General features: G+C 70.0%; 16 protein-coding genes. 9 read left to right on the top strand and 7 right to left on the bottom strand.

Features of this window, described 5'->3' with window-relative positions; all coding sequences use genetic code 11:
- Window positions 1–82: 82 nt before the first annotated feature.
- On the bottom strand, window positions 83–2,398 hold the full coding sequence (locus tag HUT18_RS19460) for a prolyl oligopeptidase family serine peptidase (RefSeq protein ID WP_176101890.1): 2,316 nt from the start codon (window positions 2,396–2,398) through the stop codon (window positions 83–85).
- A 120-nt stretch (window positions 2,399–2,518) separates the two neighbouring features.
- Here HUT18_RS19460 and HUT18_RS19455 point away from each other — a divergent pair, with 120 nt between their 5' ends.
- Window positions 2,519–3,241 (top strand): helix-turn-helix domain-containing protein, encoded by a 723-nt coding sequence (locus HUT18_RS19455; RefSeq protein ID WP_176104651.1) that lies wholly within the window; start codon window positions 2,519–2,521, stop codon window positions 3,239–3,241.
- Between the two features lie 80 nt (window positions 3,242–3,321).
- The gene (locus HUT18_RS19450; RefSeq protein WP_176101889.1) at window positions 3,322–3,876 is read left to right on the top strand and encodes a dihydrofolate reductase family protein; all 555 of its coding nucleotides are present in this window, start codon (window positions 3,322–3,324) and stop codon (window positions 3,874–3,876) included.
- Between the two features lie 148 nt (window positions 3,877–4,024).
- Here the strand turns inward: HUT18_RS19450 and HUT18_RS19445 are convergent, their stop codons facing one another.
- The gene (locus HUT18_RS19445) at window positions 4,025–4,942 is read right to left on the bottom strand and encodes a LysR family transcriptional regulator (protein ID WP_217710505.1); all 918 of its coding nucleotides are present in this window, start codon (window positions 4,940–4,942) and stop codon (window positions 4,025–4,027) included.
- 188 nt (window positions 4,943–5,130) lie between these two features.
- Here HUT18_RS19445 and HUT18_RS19440 point away from each other — a divergent pair, with 188 nt between their 5' ends.
- The gene (locus HUT18_RS19440) at window positions 5,131–6,159 is read left to right on the top strand and encodes a serine/threonine dehydratase (RefSeq protein WP_254878704.1); all 1,029 of its coding nucleotides are present in this window, start codon (window positions 5,131–5,133) and stop codon (window positions 6,157–6,159) included.
- 286 nt (window positions 6,160–6,445) lie between these two features.
- On the opposite strand, the gene HUT18_RS19435 is transcribed toward HUT18_RS19440, so the two are convergent.
- From HUT18_RS19435 to sigJ, 3 genes are all read right to left on the bottom strand, one after another.
- Window positions 6,446–7,864, bottom strand: a complete 1,419-nt coding sequence (locus tag HUT18_RS19435) for an LPXTG cell wall anchor domain-containing protein (protein ID WP_176101888.1) — start codon at window positions 7,862–7,864, stop codon at window positions 6,446–6,448.
- A 230-nt stretch (window positions 7,865–8,094) separates the two neighbouring features.
- Window positions 8,095–9,354 (bottom strand): NAD(P)/FAD-dependent oxidoreductase, encoded by a 1,260-nt coding sequence (locus HUT18_RS19430; protein WP_176101887.1) that lies wholly within the window; start codon window positions 9,352–9,354, stop codon window positions 8,095–8,097.
- Between the two features lie 307 nt (window positions 9,355–9,661).
- Window positions 9,662–10,606 (bottom strand): RNA polymerase sigma factor SigJ, encoded by a 945-nt coding sequence (sigJ, locus tag HUT18_RS19425; protein ID WP_176101886.1) that lies wholly within the window; start codon window positions 10,604–10,606, stop codon window positions 9,662–9,664.
- A 405-nt stretch (window positions 10,607–11,011) separates the two neighbouring features.
- Here sigJ and HUT18_RS19420 point away from each other — a divergent pair, with 405 nt between their 5' ends.
- Together HUT18_RS19420 and HUT18_RS19415 are read left to right on the top strand one after the other, a co-directional pair.
- Window positions 11,012–11,221 (top strand): hypothetical protein, encoded by a 210-nt coding sequence (locus tag HUT18_RS19420; protein WP_176101885.1) that lies wholly within the window; start codon window positions 11,012–11,014, stop codon window positions 11,219–11,221.
- Between the two features lie 17 nt (window positions 11,222–11,238).
- Window positions 11,239–11,745 carry a hypothetical protein gene (locus tag HUT18_RS19415; protein ID WP_176101884.1) on the top strand — a complete coding sequence of 169 codons (507 nt, stop codon included), beginning with the start codon at window positions 11,239–11,241 and terminating at the stop codon, window positions 11,743–11,745.
- Window positions 11,746–11,790: 45 nt separating this feature from the next.
- On the opposite strand, the gene HUT18_RS19410 is transcribed toward HUT18_RS19415, so the two are convergent.
- Window positions 11,791–12,357, bottom strand: coding sequence for a GNAT family N-acetyltransferase (locus HUT18_RS19410; RefSeq protein WP_176101883.1), 567 nt, complete (start codon window positions 12,355–12,357; stop codon window positions 11,791–11,793).
- 25 nt (window positions 12,358–12,382) lie between these two features.
- Window positions 12,383–13,729 carry a hypothetical protein gene (locus HUT18_RS19405; RefSeq protein WP_254878703.1) on the bottom strand — a complete coding sequence of 449 codons (1,347 nt, stop codon included), beginning with the start codon at window positions 13,727–13,729 and terminating at the stop codon, window positions 12,383–12,385.
- 416 nt (window positions 13,730–14,145) lie between these two features.
- Between HUT18_RS19405 and HUT18_RS19400 the strand changes: the two genes are divergently transcribed.
- The 4 genes from HUT18_RS19400 to tgmC all read left to right on the top strand — a co-directional run bounded on the left by HUT18_RS19400 (window position 14,146) and on the right by tgmC (window position 17,004).
- On the top strand, window positions 14,146–14,520 hold the full coding sequence (locus tag HUT18_RS19400; protein ID WP_254878702.1) for an ATP-binding protein: 375 nt from the start codon (window positions 14,146–14,148) through the stop codon (window positions 14,518–14,520).
- A gap of 119 nt (window positions 14,521–14,639) precedes the next feature.
- A complete protein-coding gene (gene tgmA / locus HUT18_RS19395) occupies window positions 14,640–14,894 on the top strand; it encodes a putative ATP-grasp-modified RiPP (RefSeq protein ID WP_176101882.1) in 255 nt (84 codons plus the stop codon).
- Between the two features lie 26 nt (window positions 14,895–14,920).
- Window positions 14,921–15,868 carry an ATP-grasp ribosomal peptide maturase gene (gene tgmB / locus HUT18_RS19390; protein ID WP_368661543.1) on the top strand — a complete coding sequence of 316 codons (948 nt, stop codon included), beginning with the start codon at window positions 14,921–14,923 and terminating at the stop codon, window positions 15,866–15,868.
- On the top strand, window positions 15,865–17,004 hold the full coding sequence (gene tgmC / locus HUT18_RS19385) for an ATP-grasp peptide maturase system methyltransferase (protein ID WP_176101880.1): 1,140 nt from the start codon (window positions 15,865–15,867) through the stop codon (window positions 17,002–17,004). Before tgmB ends, tgmC begins: the two co-directional genes overlap by 4 nt.
- Window positions 17,005–17,034: the final 30 nt, after the last annotated feature.

The raw sequence follows: 17,034 nt of genomic DNA, 5'->3' as shown, positions 1-17,034 counted from the left end.
GTACCGGGGGCGTGCGGAGAAGGCCCCTGCCGTCCACCGGTCCACCCGTCGGGCCGACGGGTGGACGGGCCGACGCCCACCTCTACCCCTCTGCGCCCAACCTCCGCTCGACGCCCAAACTCCTCCGCAGGAAGTCGAGTTGATGGGTGAGGAGGTTCTCGGCGATGCGTTCGTCGGTGGGCAGGTGGGTGGTACGGGGCAGGGGCAGGACCTCGTGCGGGCGGCCCGCGGCGAGCAGGGCGGCCGAGAGGCGGAGGGTGTGGGCGGCGAAGACGTTGTCGTCGGCCAGTCCGTGGACCAGCAGCAGCGGCCGGGTGAGCCGGGCGGCGTCGTGCACCGGCGAGCAGTGGTCGTACGCCTCCGGGTGCTCGTCGGGGTGGCCGAGGTGCCGCTCGCGCCAGTGCGTGTCGTACAAGCGCTGGTCGGTGACCGGGGCGCCCGCGACAGCGGCGTGGAACACGTCGGGACGGCGCAGTACGGCAAGCGCCGCCAGATAGCCGCCGAACGACCAGCCACGGATACCGACGCGCCCGGTGTCGAGTTCCGGCCGCAGCCGGGCCGCCTCGGCGAGCGCCTCCACCTGGTCGTCGAGGACCGGTGTCGCGATGTCCAGGTGAACGGCACGCTCCCAGCCCGGACCACGGCCCGGCGTACCGCGCCCGTCCACGGCGAGCACCGCGAACCCGTGGTCCGCGAACCACTGCGAGACATACGTCCACCAGGCCTGCTCCGCCCGGACCTTGCACAGCGCCGGGCCTCCGTACGGGTCCATCAGCACGGGCAACGGGGCGTCACCGGGCCGGTGCCAGGACGGCAGGAAGAGGTGACCGCGCAACGCCTTCGGGCCGAGCTTCAGCAGCTCCATCCTCGGCTGGAGGAGCGGGAGTTCGGCCCGTGAGGCGATGACCGAGGGGGCGGTGACCGAGGGAGCGGTGACCGAGGGGGCGGTCGCGGCGGTGACACCCGTGGCGGAGGCGGGCCTGAGGGTGCTGACCGTGGTCACGGCGCCGGAGCGGTTGGGTGTACGGCTGGTGAGAACCAACGTGCCCGCGCGAAGGCTGCCGGTGTGCACTCCGGGTTCGGCGTCCGGGCTCAACTGACGTACACCCGCGCCCGGTTCGTACGTCCACAGGTGCATCTCGGTCGGCTCGTACGAGGCCGTGAACAGGACCTGCTCCCCGTCCACGCCCAGAACTTCGGCGAGTTGCAGCCCGGGCGGCGTGACGGGGTGGCCGTCGACGGCGAGGAAGCGGGTGCCGTAGGCAGAGGCTTCGGCGTTGCCGCCGCCGTTGCCTACGGAGCCGTCATGGCTGCCATGACTGCCATGACTGCCATGACTGTCGTACGCCGTGACCACGCGGCCGGAGGCGGTGCGTGCCGGAAGACCGGGAACAAGCTGGATCCATGCGTCGTCGTGCTGTTCGGCGAGGGTCCGGGTGGCCCCGGTCCGCGCATCGATGCCGAGCAGGCGCAGGTGCCGCTGGCTGCGCGACTGCACGGCCGCGTAGGGCCCGTTGACGTCCCAGCCCGCGGCGGTCAGGTACTCGAACTCCGCGGTGTCCCAATCCACTTGGCGCCGAGCAGGTGCCGAAGGCGGCGTGAGCGGTGTCGGCGGAAGTCCGGTGCCCTGCTGCGGTTCGGCGCTCGCGATCCACAGGGTCACGTCCGCGTTGGCGGTGCCCGCCGCCGGGTACGGGAACGAGACCGGTGGGCGGGCGGGGTCCGCGGGGTCGGCGACATACCAGCGCTGGACAGGGGCGGTGTCCACGCGGGCATAGAGGAGGTGCGACCCGTCCGGGGACCACCAGTGGCCACGGTGCCGGTCCATGGACTCGGCGGCCACGTGCTCCGGCAGCCCGAGCATCACCTCGGGCCCGTCCGGTTCGGCCACGGCACGGTCCCGCGTACCCTCGGCCTCGATCACCCGCAGGGCGCCCCCGGAGACGTAGGCGATCCGCGCACCCGTGGGGTCCGGGCGCGGGTCCAACACCGGTCGCCGGGTGGGGAGTTCCTGTGGGGGCCGTCCGTCGGCGGGACGGTACGTCCACAGCCTGCCGGACAGCGCGAAGACGACCAGGGAGCAGTCGCGGTCGGTCGCGTACGACACGATGCCCGACGACATCTGCCGCGCCCGCTCACGCAACACCCGCTCCTCGTCGGAGAGTTGCTCCTCCGCGTCCGCGAGCAGCGACAACGGGTCCACCAGCAGCCGTTCCTCACCCGTCACGCGGTCGAAGGACCACAGCCCCGAGGCGGGATCGTCACCCGCGCGCGTACGCAGGAAGTAGACCGTTCCGCCGTCCGGCGACACCGTGAAGCCCCCGGGAACACCCAGACCGAAGCGCCGAGTTCGGGCGAGCTGGCGGGGCACCGGAGGCACGTGATCAAGAGTCGGCATGAACACCAGCGTGCCATTCGGGGTCCGGGAGCACTCCCCGGATCCGCGCGGGCCCCGTCCCCGACGGCCTGGCAGACTGACAGCCCGGGGCGGGCCGGAGTGGCAGTGGAGGGGGACCTGGTGGGCTTGGAGATCGAGAGCCGGCCGTCGGAGCTGCCGTACATCGAGCGGGTGTGGCGCAGCCGCAGCGGCGACGTCGGCCGGATGATGTCGGTCGCGACCTCGCACTGGGAGCTGGTGTTCTGGGAGCACCAGGGTCACATGCAGGCGGCCGTGCTGGGTCCGGAGGCGAAGGCGACCCACGCCCCGGTCCCCGGGGACACCGTCTTCTTCGGCATCAGTTTCGCGCTGGGCACGTCAATGCCGCACATCCCGGTCAGCGGGCTGGTGGGCGGCAACGCGGCGATACCCGACGTGACGCGACGTTCGCTGTGGCTGAAGGGGTCCGCCTGGCACGTTCCCGACTACGACAACGCCGAGGCGTTCGTACGGCGGATGGTGCGCGAGGGCATCGTGGACCTGGACCCGGTCGTGCCCGCCGTGCTCGGCGGCACGGGCCGCCCGGACGTCTCCGACCGCACCCTGCAACGACGCTTCGTCGCCGCCACCGGCCTGACCCAGGGCGCCATCCGGCAGATCCACCGCGCCCGACAGGCGGCGGTACTGGTCCAGGAGCGGGTGCCCGCCCAGGAGGTCGTGCACCGGCTCGGGTACTTCGACCAGCCGCACCTGGCACGGTCGTTGAAGCGGTACGTGGGGAGGACCGCGACCCAGCTGAGCGCACCGGACGCCACGGAACCGCTGTCGCTTCTGTACAAGACCGGGCCCCTGGCCCCTGCCTAATGTTTCCGACGTAAGCCGACGGGGTCGGCGAGCCCCGGCCGGGGCGAGGACAGGACCCCCGGAATCGTTGTGGAGGAATCATGCGCAAGGTTGTCTCGGGTCTGTTCGTCTCACTCGACGGTGTCGCCCAGTCGCCGAACGAGTGGCAGTTCGCCTTCGACGAGGAAATGGGGGCGGCACTGGCCGAGACGCTGGAGACGGCCGACACGATCCTGCTGGGCGCGAAGACGTTCACCGAGTGGGCCGGGTACTGGCCGACGGTCACCAGCGGCGAGGACGCCGGATTCGCGAAGTGGATCAACGAATCGCCCAAGTACGTCGTCTCCTCCACCCTGGACAGCGTCGACGACTGGTCGAACAGCACGCTGGTCAAGGGCGATCTGAAGGCCGCGGTCGGCGAACTCAAGGCGGGCGAGGGCAAGGACATCACCGTCGCGGGCAGTCCGACGCTGGTGCGCTCGCTCCTGGAGCAGGACCTGCTGGACGAGCTGGTGCTGCTGATCCACCCGGTGGTGGCCGGGGAGGGCCGCAAGAAGCTGTTCGCCGACGATGCCGCGCTGAAGAAGCTGGAGCTGGTGAGCGCCAAGCCGACGAGCAGCGGAGTGATCATCGCGACGTACCGTCCGGTGCGCTGAGCCGCTGCGAACCCGGTCGCGGGAGTCGGCCCACGGTCCTGGCGGGGGTCGGCCCCACTGTCCCGGCGGCCGGGGCGTGGGGCCGCCACGGCGCAGGGCCACGGCGTGCCGCTGTCGGCGAGTGCCGTCAAGCCTCCGCGCGCCGGAACTACGGGGCCGCACGCGGGACTTGCGCCCCGGCCGCCTCCCCCGCTGCCTCCTCGAGGAGCCCGACGAACTCACGGGTGAGCACCGAAGGTGTCCTGCGGTGCAGCACGCTGATCTCGCGGGCGGGGCGCAGGCCGCGCAGGCTCCCCACGACGAGGCCGGAGGGCGGGGTGCGGCCGAGTGCCGTGGCGGGGACGAGGGCGACGCCGAGGCCTGCGGCGACCAGCGCCGAGATCACGTGGTAGTCGGCGGACTCGTAGGCCACGTGGAGTTCGAGGTTCGCGTCCCGTGCCAGCCGGTTCAGGAGCGACCGGTTGGGTACGCCCTCGGCGCCCGCGATCCAGGTATCCGCCGCCAGTGCGCTCAGCGCGATTCCCTGGCGCGAGAGGGCGCGGGCGCCCAGCGGGTGTCCTTCCGGCAGGACCAGGTTCAACGGGTCCTGGAGCAACGGGCGCCGTTCCAGGCCCGGGTGGGGTACGGCGGGCAGGCCCGGGTAGCGGTGGGTGACCAGGAGGTCCAGTTCGCCGGAGGACACCAGGCCGTAGCCGTCCGGGGGTTCGATGTCGACGAGGGTCAACTCGGCCTGGGGGTGGCGTCGTTGGAGGGCGCGCAGGGCGCCGGGTACCAGTTCCTTGGCGGCGGTGGCGAAGGCGCCGAGGGACAGGCGCTGCGGTCCCGCGCCCGCGACCTCCCGTACCGCGTTCCAGGCGTCCCGCAGCTCGCCGAGCACCCGTTCGCCATGGGCCACGAGCACTGCCCCGGCCGGGGTGAGCGTGACGCCGGACGCACCGCGGTCCAGGAGCTGGGTGCCGACCTCCTTCTCCAGCTTCGACAGCTGCTGGGACAGCGCCGAGGGCGTGAACGCCAGCGCGCGAGCGGCCTGCGCGATCGACCCGGCGTGCGCCACCTCCACAAGCACCCGGACGCGATTCGCATCCAGCCGGACGGCACCAGCACCAGCACCAGCACCAGCACCAGCACCAGCGGACGGGACAGGAAGCTCGGCGTTCACACCACCATCGTAGGAGACAGGTGGTTAGCAAACTTGATGGCAGGCAAAGAATCATTACTTGTGCTGAAGGGAGCTGCAGGCGAAGCATGGAGCGCATGACCGCTTCGAGCTCTGCTCCCCGCCCTGGTACCGCCCCCGTCCCCGTCCCCGGCACGGGCCCCGGCCACGACTCCCTCCCCAGCTCCACGGACCTCATGGACGTCACCCCCGCGGACCTCACGGATGTGACCCCCGCCGACGTCGTCCGCGCCGCCGACCGCATCCGGCCGTACGCGCGGCGCACCCCGCTCCTGGAGGTCGAAGTCGACGGGCGCCGTGCGCTGTTGAAGCTGGAGCACCTTCAGCTCAGCGGCTCGTTCAAGCTGCGCGGCGCGCTGAACGCGCTGCTCTCCGGGGGCCGGGACGAGCACATCGTGACCGCGTCGGGCGGTAATCACGGTCTCGCGGTGGCCACCGCCGCCGCGCGACTCGGGATGGCGGCCACCGTTTTCGTGCCCACCAGCACCCCGTCGGGCAAGGCACGCCGTATCGAGTCCATGGGCGCGCGGCTGGAACGTCGGGGCGGTCACTTCGCCGAAGCGGCCGTACCGGCGCAGGAGTTCGCCGCACGGCCGGGGCACCGCTTCGTGCACCCGTACGACGAGCCGCAGGTGGTGGCGGGCCAGGGCACGCTGATGGCCGAGATCGTGGCGGACCGGCCGGAGGTCGACACGGTGGCCGTCGCCGCGGGCGGGGGCGGGCTGGCAGCGGGCACCGCGCTCGCGGCCGGGGGCCGCCGCACGGTGGTCGTCGAACCCGAGGGCTGCCGTTCGCTGCACGACGCCCTGGCCGCCGGACATCCCGTCGATTCGCCCGTCGACACGGGCTCGGCCGCCGCCTCCGCACTGGGCGCCAGCCGGATCGGCGACCTCCCGTACGCGATTCTCGCGGCCCGCTCTCCCCTGCTCACCCTCGTCGACGACAAGCAGATCCTCGCCGCCCGCGACCGCCTCTGGGAGGAGTTCCGTATCGCCGCCGAACCGGCCGCCGCCCTCCCCTTCGCCGCCTGGCTCGCGGGCCATGTGCCCGGCGAACTTCCGTGCCTGGTGGTGTGCGGGGCGAACACGGACTGGGAGGCGCGGTAGGGCGCCGAGTTCTCCAACTCGCCCTGTAACTCACCCTGCCGGGAAGGCAATTCGTCCTGGCTAGAGGTCAACTCATGGAGATCTGGGGTCGATTCACTTAAGGCGAGAACACCCCCGCCCCAGTTGGATGCCAACTCGCCTGCATCGGCTACCCGTTGACCAGTTATTGCTTTACGAAGGCGTCGGTGCGCGCCGAGGGCCGGTGTTGCTCCGTGCGGCGGAGTACCGGCCCTCGGCGCCTTCCGGCCCGATGCGGGAGAGGGGGGGTGCCCGCACCGGGCGGGTCTCAGTGCCTGCGGTGCGCGGCGGCGGTGCGGCGGCGGCGCATCAGCAGGGCTCCGGCGAGGAGCAGACCGGTGCCGAGGACGGCCGCGCCGGTGACCTGGGCGCCGGTGGAGGCGAGGTCGCCGTCGCCGTCCCCGCTCTCGCGCTGGCCCTGCGCGGCCGGAGCCGCGGCCGGGGAAGGCACGTCGCCGATCGCGGAACGGTCGTCCTCGCCCGGACCGCCCTTTCCGTGCTCACCGGCGGGGTTCTCCGGCTTCGTCGACGGGGCGGCCGGAGCGGCGGCGTCCTTCGCGGGCGCCTTGCCGCCGAGCTGGACCCGTACCTCGGCCCCTCCGGCAGTGGCCTTGCGCACCTGGACGGAGATCCTGGACGCGGAGTCGGAGAGGGTCTTGCCCACGGGCAGCGAGGCCGTGTCGCTCTTGCCGGCCCGCGCACGGTCGCCGATCAGGACCGCCTTGTTGTACTCGCCCTTGGGCACCCGGTAGACGTTCACGCCGCGCGGGGTGTCGACGTCCGGCGTGGCGGCGTCCTTGTTGCGGTACTCCACGACGATCCGGTCACCGCTCTTGCCCAGCGGCAGGTCGATCGCGCGGGTCCCGGAGCTGCCCGCGGCGTGCACGGGAGTGAGCCGGACGGTGCCGGTGGACTTCGGGGTGGCCGTCTGCGCCTTGCTCAGCCACTTCCGGGACAGCAGTTCGGGGGCGCTCAGGCCCTTCTTCTCGCCGCCCCCGCCCATCGGGGTGCGCTGGCTGTACTCGTCGGTGCGGCACCGGGTGAAGCTGCCCCGCGTACAGATCTGCCGCTCCTGGTGCGCGAACCCGAGGTTGTGGCCGAACTCGTGGAAGATCGCCGCCTTGTCCGCGACCGCGCCCTCGTGGAACCAGCTGTTCTCGCCCGGCATGCTCGCCAGTCCCCACCACCCCTCGCAGTGGTCGGAGTTCATCACGATCGAGACGTGGTCAAAGGCCACCCCGGCTATCGCCTTACGGGCCAGCTCGGCCATCTTGTCGTTGTCGCAGGCGGCCGAGTCGTCCATGTCCAGGGTGAACGGGCCGAAGACACCGTCCCCTTCGGCGGGGACCACCGACATCCGGCCGTCCGAGTTCTCCGCGTAGTACGTGGCGAGAGAGTCGGTGGGGCCGAAGAAGTTCCGCGCCGCGTCCTGGTGGGCCTTCTCGGGGTCCGCCAACTTCTTGTTGCGGAAGTCGACGAGAACGACGGCATGCCGGTCGGTCTCCTTCGCGGCGGCCTCACCGGGGTCGGCGGCCGAGGCCGTGACCGGGAACGCGGCGGCCGTCAGGGCCACGACCCCGGCGGCGGCGAGCAGGGAGACGGTGGCGCGTCCGCGCGTCGGCGGTACGGCGAGGCGGGAGGAGGCGGGGGCTTCTGCGACTGCGCGGGTGGGGCGGCGCGATGTCATGAGGTCTCCTTCGTTACGGGTGTGCCCTCACTACTCGGAGACCGCGCAGGCAGGACCGGATAACAGAAAGTCCGCGGAGGTTCATTCGCCCGTGCTGTCGACGGTGTCTGTCGACGTGCCTCGCGACGGTGCTGGACGGCCGAAGCCGACGGTCCCGTGAGGGTCCGTCGGCTCCGTGAGAGTCCGTCGGCTCCGTGCCGCCGGAACAGCCGGTTCGCCGAGCGCCGAGGTCAGACGGTCGCCCGCACCCGTGCCTCGCTACCGCTGCCGGTCCCGGCGTCCTGCCGTACGACACGTCGGCGCCGGGACGGAATCCCCGCCGTCGGATTGGCCACACCCCAGGCCGCGCCCTTGCAGATCAACTCCTTGTAGAGGACGGCCACCCGCCCCGTCAGAGCCCTGTCGACCGCGCGGTCGTCGGCGGTGACGAACTGGATCAGCCCCTCCTTGCGGCCGAGGGAGATGCACTGCTGGAAGTAACGGACGGAGACCCGGGGGATCTTGGTGTCCGCGAGCCGGGCGGCGATGGCGTCGGCGGCCTGCCAGGCCATCGGTACGCCCGAGGCGCAGGACATCCGCAGGGGCTTGCCGCCCGGGCCCATCGCCAGGGCCGCGTCGCCCACGGCGTACACGTCCGGATGCGAGACCGAACGCATCGTGGGGTCGACCACGATCCGGCCACGGTCGGTGACCTCCAGCGTGGTGGCGCGGGCGATCGGGTGGACGGCGAACCCGGCGGTCCAGACCGTGACCTCGGCGGGAATGGCCGAGCCGTCGGCCGTCGTCACGCCGTCCGCCTCCACGGCGGTGACCGCGGTGTGCTCGTGGACCGTGATGCCGAGTTCGGCCACCACCTTCCGCAGGTGGGCGCGGCCCTTCTCGGAGAGCCAGTCGCCGAGGGCGCCGTGCGCGGCCAGTGCGACGTCGAGGTCCGGCCGGGCCTCGGCGATCTCGGTCGCGGCCTCCAGACCGGTCAGCCCGCCACCGACCACGACCACGCGCCCGGCGGCGTCCAGCCCGGCCAGACGTTCCCGCAGGCGGAGCGCGCCGGGACGGCTCGCGAGCTGGTGGGCGTACTCGGCGGTGCCGGGCACACCCTGGTCGTTCCAGCCGCTGCCGAGGGCGTAGACGAGAGTGTCGTACGCCAGCTCCTCGGGCTCACCCGGCTCACCCGGCTCACCCGGCTCACCCGATTCCGCCTGCTCGGAGCCCCTCACGGCGGTGAGCGTGACCGTCTTGCGATCCACGTCCACGGAGCTGACCTTCGCGAGCTTCAGCTCCACGCCCGTACCCGCCAGGATCTCGCTGAACGGCCGGGGCCTGAGCTCCTGGCCGACCGCGAGCTGGTGCATCCGGACGCGCTCGACGAAGTCGGGTTCGGCGTTGACGAGGGTGAGGGTGACGTCCTCGCGGTGCAGCCGCCTGGCGAGGCGGCCGGCGGCGACGGCTCCGGTGTATCCGGCTCCGAGGACGACGATGCGGTGCTTCATGTGCCTGCTCCTGACTGCGCGGTTACCGCCGTTGTCGTGCGCGGTTTCGCCCCTTGAACCGGACGGCCCGGCGTTTCCTGACAGGGTCGGGGTGTGAAGCACGTCATAGCGAGCCGGACGGGCGACGGTCGGCGGGGAGCCACTCGGAAGAGGGACGGTGAGCCGGAGGAGGGACGGCGAGGGGGACGCCGCGTGGAAGCGGGTCGCCGCGCGGAAGGCCGCCGGGGGCGGTCGTCGATCCCGACGACCCCGATCGGAAGACGTCGATCGGAAGACGCCGATCAGGAAGGCCCCAACCGGCAAGGCGTCACAGGGTGTAGAGCGGGGGCTCCCGGTGATCCGCGGCCGCCCACCGTTCGGTCGCGCGGACGAGCTTGTCGGGGTTGACCTGGTTGCGGACCGCGGCGATGCCGTCCGCGGTGACGTCCAGGCAGGTGATGCCGACGACGACGCCGTCCACGACCGCCACCGCGGCGGCCCCACCGTTGACGATCGCGGCATAGAACCCCGGTGCCCCGCCGATAACGGCCCGCTTGGCGTCGCTCGGCTGGAAAACACCGCGCAGGAAGCCGGCGACCGCGAGCGCGCCCTGGACCACTCGCGCGCGAGCCGGGACCTTGCCGCCGCCGTCACCGAACGACACGGCGTCCTCGGTGAGCAGCCGTACGAGGGGTTCGGTGTGGCCGCTGGTCGCCGCGGCCAGGAACTCCTCGACGATCCGCTGTGCGGCGGCCTCGTCGATCCGGGTGCGCGACTTGCCGTCCGCGACGTGCTTCTTGGCCCGGTGGAAGATCTGCTGGCTCGCGGCCTCGGTGATGTCGAGTATCTCGGCGATCTCCCGGTGCGGGTAGTCGAAGGCCTCACGCAGCACGTACACCGCCCGCTCGTTGGGCGACAACCGCTCAAGCAGTACGAGAACGGCGTACGACACCGACTCCCGCTGCTCGGCCGTGTCGGCGGGACCGAGCATCGGGTCCCCGGCGAGCAGCGGCTCGGGCAGCCACGCACCCACGTACGTCTCCCGGCGGGCGCGCGCCGAAGTGAGCTGATTGAGGCAGAAGTTGGTGAGCACCTTCGTCAACCAGGCCTCGGGCACCTCGATCCGCCCGACGTCGGCCGCCTGCCAGCGCAGGAACGTCTCCTGCACCGCGTCCTCCGCCTCACTCGCCGAACCGAGCAGCCGGTAGGCGATGGCCTCCAGCCGGGGCCTGGCAGCCTCGAACCGGTCCACGTCACTCGCGATCAGCGCCATGCTGGCGATCCTAGAGCTCCTGAATTGCTGACCCCCGTCGAGGAGGGAGTACGCGCCCAAATCCCGCCAGACACCTGCTTCTTGCGCCGCATCGCCATGGAACCGGCAGCTGCCCTCCCCTTCGCAACCCGGCTCCCGGGCCATGTACCCGACGAACTGCCGTGCCTGATGGCATGCAGGGCGAATACGTACTGCGCTCAGGCAGACGGGTCCAGGGCAACGACATCCGGTCGTCGGCCGACAGCCGAGTACTGGACTCCTTCCGGGGAGCTCCGCCGGACAGAAACGGAATCGAGTACATGTCCGCCCTCGTCGACTCGCTACTCTCGGTGTACAGCAACTGACTCTGCGCCATTGAGGGATGCACGCCCATGGCTCCGTCGCCGTCTGACCGGGAGGGGACCGGTGAGCCCGCACCAGAAGAAGCAGATCGAGAAGGAACTCAAGACCGCTCGGAAAGCCGGGTTCGAGGTCAAGGAAGTCCACAATGGGCACGTCTGGGGCTACGTCATCTGCTGTACCTGCGGCGGCAGGGAAACCGTCAACTGCACGCCCCGCAGCGCCGACGACGCCGCCAAGCGCATCGCACGGTTCGTACGCAGCCACAAGCACTAGGAACTAGGAGGAACCCGGTGACCACACCCGACGTGCCCGACACGATCCCCGCCGTTCGCGCGGCGCTCCCCAAGTACCGCCGCGAGCAGTTCGACATCGAGATCAACTCGGCCACCAGCCGCAATATCCACGCCATGCTGATCAAGTGGATGCTCGAAGCACGGCCGGACGCGGACGTGGAGCGAGCCGTCGCCGAACTCACGGCGGATGAGCAACGTGCCGTCGACGCCATGCCTCGCTGGGAGTTCACCCTCGTCCTCGACCGCACGCTCACCGAGTGGGACACCGAGCCCTTCGCCCGGCTCGGCGAAGACCTCGGCGACTACGCCAACGGGTCCATCGGTGTCACCTGGGGCGGCACCGGCCCCTCGGAGTCGCACTGCGTCACCCACGGCGTATCGCTCCTCGACGCCGCTTCACGCGCGGCGCAGGCAATCCACCGGCACACCGGCGCCCGCGCGGTACGCATCGAGGTGGACGAAGAACACCGCGGGGACCTGGCAGGGCTCGCCCGCGTCGAGTGACATCTGGCCGGCGGACGAGTCAGGCACACGGTGGGACGGCACGGATTACCGTGCCGCCCACTCACGCTCCAGGATCGAGTGCACCACCGAATCGCGCCACACCCCGCCCTTCTGTACGTGCTCGCGAATACGCCCCTCCTCCACCATCCCTGCCCGGTTCATGGTCACGGCCGAGGCCACGTTGGCCGGTGAGCGAGCGCCCCAGACGCGGTGCAGGCCCAAGTCGTCGAAGGCGAGTCCGAGCAGCAGCCGAACCGTCTCCAGGCCGTACCCGGCCCGCCACACCTCGGGACGCAGCGCGAACCCCATCGTGGCCCCCGACGGTTGATGAGGATCGGTGGCCAACCTGCCGAACCCGATGACCTCGTCCGCCCCGATGATCTCGTCCGCGTCTCGCCTTACGACGGCCAGCGCGTACTCGCTTCGGGGAACGGCACGGGACGAGGCGATGGAACGGGAGACGATGTCGCGTACTTCGGAGACCGATCTCGGCTCGAAGGACAGGTGCTCCGTCGCCTCCGGGCTTCCGTAGACCGCGAACACGGCGTCCACGTCGTCCGTCGTCAGCTCACGCAGCAGCAGACGGCTGCTCGCTCGGTTCACTGGGTGCACGGTTTGGCAACCTATCGTGTTGCCGCTATGAGAGCGCAGGCCTGGGAGGGCTGTAGGTCTGGATCTCCTGCCGGAGGTCAACAGCGAGGGCCGCACTGCTCATGGTGCCCTTCGCAAGCACGTCACGAACACGATGAACCGAGACGACGATTCCGTTGTTGCGGAGCCCGGCAGGGAGGTCGAGAACAGGCCGTACGGCGTCGGCCGCACCATCCAGATCGTCAGAGAAGAGCCTGGTCAGGGCGAGATTGCAGCGGGAACCCGCCTCGTCTCCGAAAGCCCAGTCGGGCGCGGTCCGATCGCTGAATCCGGCAACGGCAGCCTCTGCCTGAGAACAGAGGGCCGAACCCCCGTTCTGGAGCAGCACCTCGGCTTCGACCATGTAGTACGCCTGCTTCATGACGGAGTGCGTGAGAAGTCCGCCATAGGCGTCGAGGTCATCGAACTGGACCTGTTCGCGCAGGTCCACTGCTCGTCGACGCGCAGCGGCTGCCGTCTCCTCATCGCCGAGGAGTGCAGCTGCCCGTGCCTGGAGTCCTTGGAGCCAAATGCCCACGGTTCCTCGTCGGTCTGCGGCAGCGACCGAGCCCTGCCGAGCGAAGTGCAGTGCATCCTCAGGGCGGTTGGCCCAGTAGGCGATCAGAGACTTCAGCCCGTCCACCATGGCGATGAGACCGCTGTGTTCCGCATGCCTCGCACAGAAAGCGGCAGTGCGGGCCTGCGCCATGGCAGCCTTCGGGTCGCCCAAGTCGTGGGAGCCCTTGGCCATGAGGAAGGACAGCACCGCCGCGATGAAGTTGAGATCCCGCAGTTGCGAGGGCCGAGCCCGGCCACCTTCCAGGAGCCGGAACGCATCCTCCTGGGCACTGGCGAGATCGGCCCAGATCGTGGAGAGAGGGACCCGCGGGTAATCATCGACCAGGCGCTTCACCTCGTCCGTAAGGAACCCCATCGCCTCGTCCCCGACGTGACAGCGTTCTGCCCCGAGGGCGAAGTCGATTGCGCGGCGTGCAGCCATGGCACCCGTCCTTTTCATCTCGTTCAGCCCCATGCCGACGTCGGCGGAGGCCTCTTGGATAGGGGAACTGAACATCGCGTCGGAGACAGGTGAAGGTTCGTCCTCCGGCTCGCTCCACAATCGCTCGATGCTGTAGCCGAACATGTGGATCAGCACTCGCCGGGCATCTCGCTGCGGACGGTGCTTGCCGTAGTACCAGTTCTCGAATGTGGCCTTGGACGGGGCGAGCGTCGCTAACGACGGATTTCCTTCAAGCTCGGCCAAGCGGCGGGCAGCTCTTTCGAAGTGCGTGCAGAAGGTTTCGCGATCGCGCCACTCACGCTGGTCGAGCAGCTTACGGAGAAGCGTGAACACTGTGCCTCCTCGCTGGTGTGGTCAGTCAGCTCTTGCACCGACGTTAGAACTGCTACCCCTCCTATGCGGCACGAACAGCGCAGCCGCACTGCCCTTGATGTGGTTTCTAGGAACAGCCCCACCGCTGTTGAAACCTGCCGAGCTCTGTTTGAGGAGGTTTTCCGGCTAGCTATGGCCGTGCGTTGAGATCACGCTCTTAGGCATCCGATAGCTGAGAGTGCCGACACGCGCACCAAGCGTGCGGGAGGGAGCAGGGTGTGAAACCGCACGGCACGATGCCTCAAGTCGCATCGAGCACACCGGTCTTGCAACGTGAAGGGTTGAGGCCTCCGCCTCAAGAACCGCAGTCGGCTGAGCATTCGTTCGCCCGCAAGCATGCCCGTTGCCTACATCAAGTCGGCCCGCCGTCAGTCCTGGTGCTCCCTGGCGCTTCCGAATCCGTGAGAAGAGCCCGCCAGTTCACGGATAAGTTCCTGGCCCATCACGCACCGGCGGCGGACACGGATCACATCGACACCGTCATCCTCGTCACCAGCGAACTGGTCACCAACGCCATCCGCTACGGCACCGAGCCAGGCGACTCTGTCCGTGTCGTCCTCGACGCCAACGCCACACGAACCCGCATCGAAGTGCACGACCCCGTACGGCGCCGACCGCGCACTCGACCCGCGTCGGACACCCGAGAGCGCGGGCGCGGTCTGCTCATCCTCGACGCCCTGTGTCCCGGGCAATGGGGCACGTACGACATCCCGTTCGGCAAAGCGGTGTGGGCCGACGTGGCGGCGCGATGACCCACGCCAGGAGAGATGCCCCGTTCCCGCTGAACGCACGGCCCTTTCACCCTCTGTCCGGCCCAGCGCCGGATTGTCGCTCCGCCCGAGAACGTCCCGCCACGAAAGGAAGATCACGCATGGCAGTGGCCACGAAGGACACCCCGTGGGGAGTCCGCCGGATGAAGCCCTTCCCAAGCAGTGCGGTTGTACCGGCGGCCCTCGTCGTCCTGGACCCCGAGACGCAGACCGGCCGATGGCTCACCGAGGACGGCGCCACGCTCCCGGCATGGGACAGGCACAAGAGGTCGGAAACGTCGAAGGAGACGAACACGCGGACCAGCCTGGACGGCAACTCCGATCAGGGCAGCGATCAGCAGGGAGACAGTGACTGATGTGCGGCAGGGAAGCCGGACCTACCGTGCTCGTCGTCACGCGCCTGGACGACGTGACGGCGGATCTGGTGATCGAAGAGCTGAACCGGCGTGATGTACCCGTCGCCCGTCTCGACCCGGGCGACTTCCCCACGGACGTGACGGTTGGCGCCACGTTCGACGGCTCGGGTATGGGCGGCACGCTGCGCACGCGGAGCCGCATTGTCGAACTCAGCGCGGTGCGCTCCGTCTACTGGCGTCGCCCCAGTCCGTACTCGTCCGCGTCCGGGCTGAACCGACAGGGCGCGCGCTGGTGTGCGGATCAGGCCCGCTACGGGCTCGGCGGTGTTCTGGCGGCGCTCCCCCGCGCGCACTACCTCAATCACCCCTGGCGGAACCGGGATGCCGAGTACAAGCCGACCCAGCTCGCGATGGCGGCACGCTGTGGGCTCAACGTGCCGCCGACCCTGATCACCAACGACCCCGCCCGCGCCCGCGAGTACGCCTGCGAGTATGCGCCGGTGATCTACAAGCCGCTCTGGAACAGCGACTTCACCGGTGTCGACGCGCGCGCCGCCACGGTATGGATCGAGGACGTCGCCCCTGACACCATCGACGCCGGAGTATCGCGAACGGCGCACCTGTTCCAGCAGCGAGTGCGGAAGACAGCTGACATACGGCTGACGGCTGTGGCTGATCAGCAGTTCGCCGTTCGCATCGACGGATCGCCGGGCGTGGACTGGCGGCGCCACTACGACTCACTGTCCTACACCGCGATCGAGACGCCGACCGACGTGGCCCAGGGCGTGCGCTCCTATCTCGACGCCTTCGGGCTCGTCTACGGAGCGTTCGACTTCGGCCTCGGCACCGATGGCCGATGGTGGCTGTACGAGTGCAACCCGAACGGTCAATGGGCCTGGTTTCCGGACCCCATCTGCCAGCCCATCACCACAGCCCTTGCCGACCAGCTGGAGTACGCAGGAGAGCGAGCATGACAACCGACCCCGCGGCGTTGCGGCGCGCGCTTGCCGAGCACATCACCGCGAGCGGATCACTGACCGAGCCGGGATGGCGGGCGGCAGTCGAGTCCGTTCCCCGGGAGGTGTTTCTCGGTTCCGCCGTCTTCCGGCCGGATGGCACCGCCTGGGAGCCGGTGCGACGTGGCGACACCGACGAGGACGCATGGCTTCGGATGGTCTACGGCGATCAGACGTGGGTCACGCAGGTCGAAGGCGTCCACGCCGACGCCACGGGCGCGCCTGTGTCCGGCAGCCCTACGTCGTCGTCCACGCTGCCGTCGCTCGTCGTCCGGATGCTCGAAGAGGCAGGCATCAGCGAGAGAGACAGGGTGCTGGAGATCGGCACCGGGACCGGGTATTCCACCGCTGTGTTGTGCCATCGCCTCGGGTCCGAGCGCATCACCTCCGTCGAGTACGACCGGGACGTGGCCGACCGTGCCGCCGCCGCTCTCCGAGAATGCGGATACGCGCCGACCCTCGTGATCGGGGACGGGCTTCTCGGGCACCGGCCGAGAGCCCCGTACGACGCCCTCGTAGCCACCTGCGCCGTGCGGACCGTTCCCTTCTCCTGGATGACGCAGGTCCGCGAGGGCGGGACCCTCACCACCACCATCAGCGGGTGGATGCTCGCGTCCGGGCTGGTCCGCCTGACCCTGAGCGAGGACGGCGGTGCGTCCGGCCGTTTCACGGGCGACCAGGTGTCCTACATGTTGGCCCGACCCCATGAGCGGCCGCCCTGTGCCGCCTGCTTCCAGCACTACGGGACAGCCCGTGAATGCTTCATCGACCCTCATGAGCTGGAGAATTGGACCGGAAGGTTCGTGGCCCAATTGGCCGCCCCCTCGGCTGAGCTGATGACGACCGGAGACGGAGTGCTCCTGGTGGACGTCGCCACCGGATCCCAGGCGTGGACAGAAGCTCACGGCCGGACGTGGATCGTGCATCAGCACGGGCCGCTACGGCTCTGGGACCAAGTCGAAGCCGCCGTCTCCACATGGCACCAGGCAGGAGCACCCGACCAGTCCGCCTTCGGCATGTCGGTCACGCCCGACCACACACAACACGTGTGGATCGGTGCTCCCGACGGCCCGTCCTGGCCCCTGCCCGCGTAGTGGAACCGAGCTTCGCGTTCTTGCCACCCG

Origin of the sequence: Streptomyces sp. NA04227 (assembly GCF_013364195.1) — a bacterium.
GTDB lineage: Bacteria > Actinomycetota > Actinomycetes > Streptomycetales > Streptomycetaceae > Streptomyces.
The sequence above is the reverse complement of the archived record's forward strand: the minus strand, read 5'-3'. Positions and strand labels throughout refer to the sequence as shown.